This window comes from Dyella sp. (genome assembly GCF_036384435.1).
Classification (GTDB): Bacteria; Pseudomonadota; Gammaproteobacteria; order Xanthomonadales; family Rhodanobacteraceae; genus GSA-30.
Genome location: NZ_DASVMI010000059.1, coordinates 1 through 5,145 on the forward strand (window position 1 = coordinate 1; position 5,145 = coordinate 5,145).

The window sequence follows — 5,145 nt, forward strand, 5'->3', positions numbered from 1 at the left end:
CAGTCAGGTTGGAGCACCTGATCCGGGGCCAGTTGTCGGGCGGCGACGCAATGAGCCAGCAGGCCCACCACCGCCAGCGTGCCACGCGTCACATCCGTGAGCGTGCTGGGGTGGGAGTGCTGTTGAGCGGGATCGGCAGGGGGCCCGGGGTGAAGCTTTGGGCGTGCGCGTGCCGTATCATCCATGTCAGCCATGAACAACTCCTCAGTAGTTGGTTGTGGTTAGCGGGCCGTCTGGGCTGCAACCCATTCGGCTCGCGTCTTCTGCTTGACGCAGTGTCGCTCGTGGGTTCGTGTTTCGGATGAAGCACGAGCGACATGCCGAACATCGCATATTTGGCGCGAAAAGTCTTTAGGACGCGTTGGAAAAAACATCCTGAATTTCAGGGTGTTTTTTTGTATGGAGGGGTATTCAAAAAAGTCATGATGGTAAGGTGGGGGGCGGAGGTTGTGCCCATTTTGATGCCATATTCACCTTCTACTGCTCGCCTCTCCGCTTGCGCTGCGTTAAAGTCGTGCGCGTTGTTCGACAATATTATGAGGGAGAGCCCATGGGCATGCTGCAAGAGTTCAAGACCTTTGCCATGCGCGGCAATGTCATCGACTTGGCGGTCGGTGTCGTGATCGGCGGCGCGTTCGGCAAGATCGTCACCTCACTGGTCGACCAGATCGTGATGCCTCCGATCGGCTGGGTCACCGGCGGTATCGACTTTTCCGATCTGAAATGGGTGCTCCGCGAAGCGGATAACAGCAATCCGGCGCACAAGATTCCCGAAGTGGCTGTTCAATATGGCGCGTTCATCAACACCATCATCCAGTTCCTGATCATCGCATTCGCCATCTTCGTTGTGGTCAAGTTGATCAACCGCGTGACCCGCCACAAGGAAGCCGTGGCAGCCCCCGCCGCTGACGTGGTGTTGCTGACCGAAATTCGCGACCTCTTGAAGGAGCAGCAAGGCAAATCCTGATTTGCCCACGGTGGTCGCTGCCGTCAGCGACTACCTGTCTTTGCCGCCACCCATGACTTTCGGCCTAAGCGCGACAGGAGGGTGGCGCGATAATCGGGGTTTCCGCCAAGGGGCTCCACGATGCGTTTCTTCCCCACCCTGCTTGCGGCCAGCCTGATGCTGGCCACGGGCGCAGCGGCCGCCGCCAACGGCGATACGGTCATTCCCGCCGCGGCCGTCCAGACGGCTACCCAGCTTCGCGACAAGGCGATGGGTGACGATACTGGCTACAAGATCGTCCAATCCCTGACCACCGAGGTGGGCCCGCGACTGGCCGGTAGCCCGGCCGATCCGCGCGGGCGCGAATGGGCTATCGCCAAGTTCAAGGAACTGGGCTTCGATAAGGTTTACACCGAGCCGGTGACCTATCCCCTGTGGGAGCGCCGCAGCGAACACGCCACGATCGTGGCGCCGTTTCCGCAGCCTCTGATGTTGACCGCGCTGGGCTACTCGGCAGGCACACCACAGGGAGGCCTGACAGCCCAGGTCGTCAAGTTCGACAGCCTCGACGCACTCAAGAACGCCGATGCCGCCACGGTCAAGGGCAAGATCATTTATATCGGCTTCCGTATGCAGCGCCACAAGGATGGCCACGATTACGGCATGGGCTCGGCGGTGCGCACCCAGGGCCCGGTCATCGCCTCGCGCCTGGGCGCGGCAGGGTTTCTGCTGCGCTCTGCCGGCACCGATGAGCACAGCCGCACCCCGCACACTGGCGTCACCGGCTTCACGGACCCCAAGGACGCCATTCCAGCGGCGGCCTTGTCCAACCCGGATGCCGACCAGCTGGAGCGCGTGCTTGCCTACGGCAAGCCGGTCATGGTCAAGCTCGACCTGGATGTCGGCTTCCATGGCAGCTATACCGGCGCCAACGTGATCGGGGAGATCACTGGCAGGAAGCACCCCGACCAGGTGGTTGCCATCGGCGGTCACCTGGACTCCTGGGACCCGGGTACCGGCGCGATCGACGATGGGGCGGGTGTGGCCATCGCGATGGCGGCAGGCAAGCTTATCCGTGATCTGCCGCAACGCCCTGATCGCACGATCCGCGTGATCGCCTTCGCCAACGAGGAAATGGGCCTCTGGGGGGGCCGCGCCTACGCACAGAAGCATGCCGCCGAAGCGGGCAAGCACCAGTTGGGAACCGAATCGGACTTCGGCGCCGGCAAGGTCTGGCGCATGAGTGCCAGCGTCAAGCCTCAGGCACGCGGTGCCATCGAGCAGATCGCCAAGGTGCTGGAACCCATCGGCGTGGCCTATGACCCGCAGCGCCCTGGTGGCGGCGGTTCCGACCTGTCGCAGATGCACGGCAAGGGCATGGCCGCCTTGTCGCTGACGCAGGATGGCACCTATTACTTTGATTATCACCATAATGCCAATGACACGCTGGATAAAATCGATCCGCGTGAAATGGCTCAGAATGTCGCCGTTTATGCGGCCTTTTCATATATGGCCGCCCAGGCCCAGGGCGATTTTGGTTCGGCCCCCGGGGCATTCGCCAAGGATGGGGCAGAAGACTGATTCGCTGTATACAATGAACACGAAAAAGGAGGCCCAGGCCTCCTTTTTTTATAGCAATTCAGATTATGTGCCGCGCCTCTCAATAATCGAATGGGCGATTAAAGAAATCCATTATCTCGACCGATAACAGGTGAGCCAGTTCCAATATAGGAAATGGAAACCGACCTGAAGCCAACAGGGGGCCGACGGGGGACGGAGTTTTTCTCTACATCTAACTCGCCACTTCGGAGACCGCCATGAAAACGCTGATGGGAAGGTTTTATCCGCAACGCTTGTCCCGGCATTCGCGCGCGCAACTGCAAAGCCAGATCCAAGCCCTGCATCGCGCACAGGCCATCATCGAATTCACGCTCGATGGATATATCCTCGATGCCAATGAGAATTTTCTCAGGGCCATGGGATATCCGCGTCACGAAGTCATCGGCCAGCACCACAGCATGTTCATCGACGAACAGACGCGTGACAGCGAGGCCTACAAAGCGTTCTGGCGACGCCTGGGCCAGGGTGAATCCGAATGCGGGGTCTACAAGCGCCTGGCCAAGGGCGAGCGCGAGGTGTGGATCCAGGGCAGCTATAGCGCGATCCTGGATGGTCACGGTCATCCTTGCAAGGTGATCAAGCATGCGATCGACGTGACCGAGGAAAAAATGCGCGCCGCCGACATGGAGGGTCGCCTTGCCGCCATCGATCGCGCGCAGGCAGTGATCAGCTTCGACCTCGATGGGATCATCCTGGATGTGAACGACAACTTCCTCAAGGCGCTGGGTTATCGCCGTGACGAAGTGATCGGCCAGCACCACCGCATGTTTGTCGATCCACAGGAGCGCGAAAGCGAAGGCTATCGCCAATTCTGGCAACGACTGCGTCACGGCGAGTTCCATGCCGGCCTGTTTCGCAGGGTGCGTCGCAATGGCGCCGATGTGTGGATTCAGGCCACGTACAACCCGATCTTCGATATGGACGGCCGCCCGTTCAAGGTGGTCAAGTACGCCACCGATGTGACCGAACAGACGCATGCAGTGCAGCAGTTGCAGTGTGCACTGAGCCTGCTGTCCGATACCGTGCCGGCGATCGCCGGCCAGGCCCAGAATGCCAATCGGCTGGCACACGAAGCCAGCAGCAGCGCGAGCAGCGGTGGCTCGATGGTCGATCAGCTGGTCGAGACCATCGATCACATCAATAGCCGTGCGCAGAACATGGCCGAAATCATCGGCCTGATGGATTCGATCGCTTTTCAGACCAATATCCTCGCGCTGAATGCAGCGGTGGAAGCGGCGCACGCGGGTGAACAAGGCAAGGGTTTTGGCGTGGTCGCACAAGAAGTACGCGCCCTGGCAATGCGCAGCTCGCAATCGGCCAAGGAAATTCGCGATCTCGTGCAGAACGCCATCGACTCGCTTGCCGACGGCAGCCAGCGCGCCCGCCAGGCAGGCGCGGCCATGCATGCCATCGTGACGTCAGCGGCGGAGGTGAACGCCCGCGTAGCTCAGATTGCCGACGCCGCGCATTCGCAAGCAAGCGGCATCGCACAGGTCACCCAGGCGATCGATCAGTTACGCGTGGCCGGAGCCGCGTGATTGGCAGCCGTTGAATGACGGTTGGCGCGGACGCTTCGGAAGATGGGTGGTCGGGGCGCCGGTCCGTGCGACTGGCGCAAGCGTGCGAGCTTGCGATGCGCGTTGCTCAATAACGGAGCGCGTGGCGTTGCCGGCCCAGGACATGGGGATCGCCAGCGTGGCATCGACCGGCGTGTGCGGTGTGGGCAACGTGCTTTCACTGCTTGCGTCGGCCGCCCAGACGGGGCGGCACCCACCGCCCATCTCCTGTCTGCAAAGCCGTCAGTGCGCCCCCGCCTGCTCCACCGCACTGCCCTTCTTGCGCGACAGGCGCGTCTGCAAGCGGTCGAGATAGAGGTAGATGACCGGAGTCAGGTAGAGGGTGAGGATCTGCGAGACCACCAGGCCGCCGACCACCGCCAGACCGAGCGGACGGCGGGTTTCCGCGCCCGCGCCCAATCCGAGCGCGATCGGCAGCGTACCGGCGAAGGCCGCCATGGTGGTCATCATGATCGGACGAAAGCGCACGCGGCAGGCCTCGAAAATCGCGTCCGATGGCGATACGTGACCCTCGCGCTGATGCTCCAATGCAAAGTCGATCATCATGATCGCGTTCTTCTTCACGATGCCGATCAGCATCACGATGCCGACGAAGGCGAACAGATCCAGCGAGGCATGGAAAAGCACGAGCGTGAGCAACGCACCGACGGCAGCCGCAGGCAGGCCCGAGAGAATCGTCAACGGGTGAATGAAGCTCTCGTAGAGAATACCCAGCACCAGATAGATCACGAACACGGCCAGCGCCAGCAGCAAGCCCATGCCACGCATGGAGTCCTGGAACGCCTGTGCCGTGCCCTGCACGCTGCCGGTGATGGTCGCGGGCAGGTTGATCTTGTTCATCGCGCCGCCGATCTCGCCGACAGCATCGCTGAGGCTCACTCCCGGCGCGAGGTTGAATGACACCGTGACCGCGGGCAACTGACCCTGGTGGTTGACCGTCAGCACCTGCGGCTTGCGCTGAAAGCTGGCCACGGTATTGAGCGGCACCAGCTTGCCGGTATT

Annotated in this window: 5 protein-coding genes; 3 read left to right on the forward strand and 2 right to left on the reverse strand. The window is 61.5% G+C overall.

All coding sequences use genetic code 11. The annotated features are described in order from the left end of the window. On the reverse strand, positions 1 to 194 hold a 194-nt coding region (locus tag VF436_RS05450; protein WP_330902991.1), incomplete at its 3' end, for a hypothetical protein. Positions 195 to 550: 356 nt separating this feature from the next. Here VF436_RS05450 and mscL point away from each other — a divergent pair. From mscL to VF436_RS05465, 3 genes are all read left to right on the forward strand, one after another. After that, positions 551 to 967 carry a large-conductance mechanosensitive channel protein MscL gene (gene mscL, locus VF436_RS05455; protein WP_330902993.1) on the forward strand — a complete coding sequence of 139 codons (417 nt, stop codon included), beginning with the start codon at positions 551 to 553 and terminating at the stop codon, positions 965 to 967. Between the two features lie 120 nt (positions 968 to 1,087). Further along, positions 1,088 to 2,527 (forward strand): M20/M25/M40 family metallo-hydrolase, encoded by a 1,440-nt coding sequence (locus tag VF436_RS05460; protein WP_330902994.1) that lies wholly within the window; start codon positions 1,088 to 1,090, stop codon positions 2,525 to 2,527. Between the two features lie 236 nt (positions 2,528 to 2,763). Continuing rightward, positions 2,764 to 4,104 (forward strand): PAS domain-containing methyl-accepting chemotaxis protein, encoded by a 1,341-nt coding sequence (locus tag VF436_RS05465; protein ID WP_330902995.1) that lies wholly within the window; start codon positions 2,764 to 2,766, stop codon positions 4,102 to 4,104. A gap of 261 nt (positions 4,105 to 4,365) precedes the next feature. Here VF436_RS05465 and VF436_RS05470 read toward each other — a convergent pair. After that, positions 4,366 to 5,145: efflux RND transporter permease subunit (locus VF436_RS05470; protein ID WP_330902996.1), on the reverse strand; the 780-nt coding region annotated here is incomplete at its 5' end.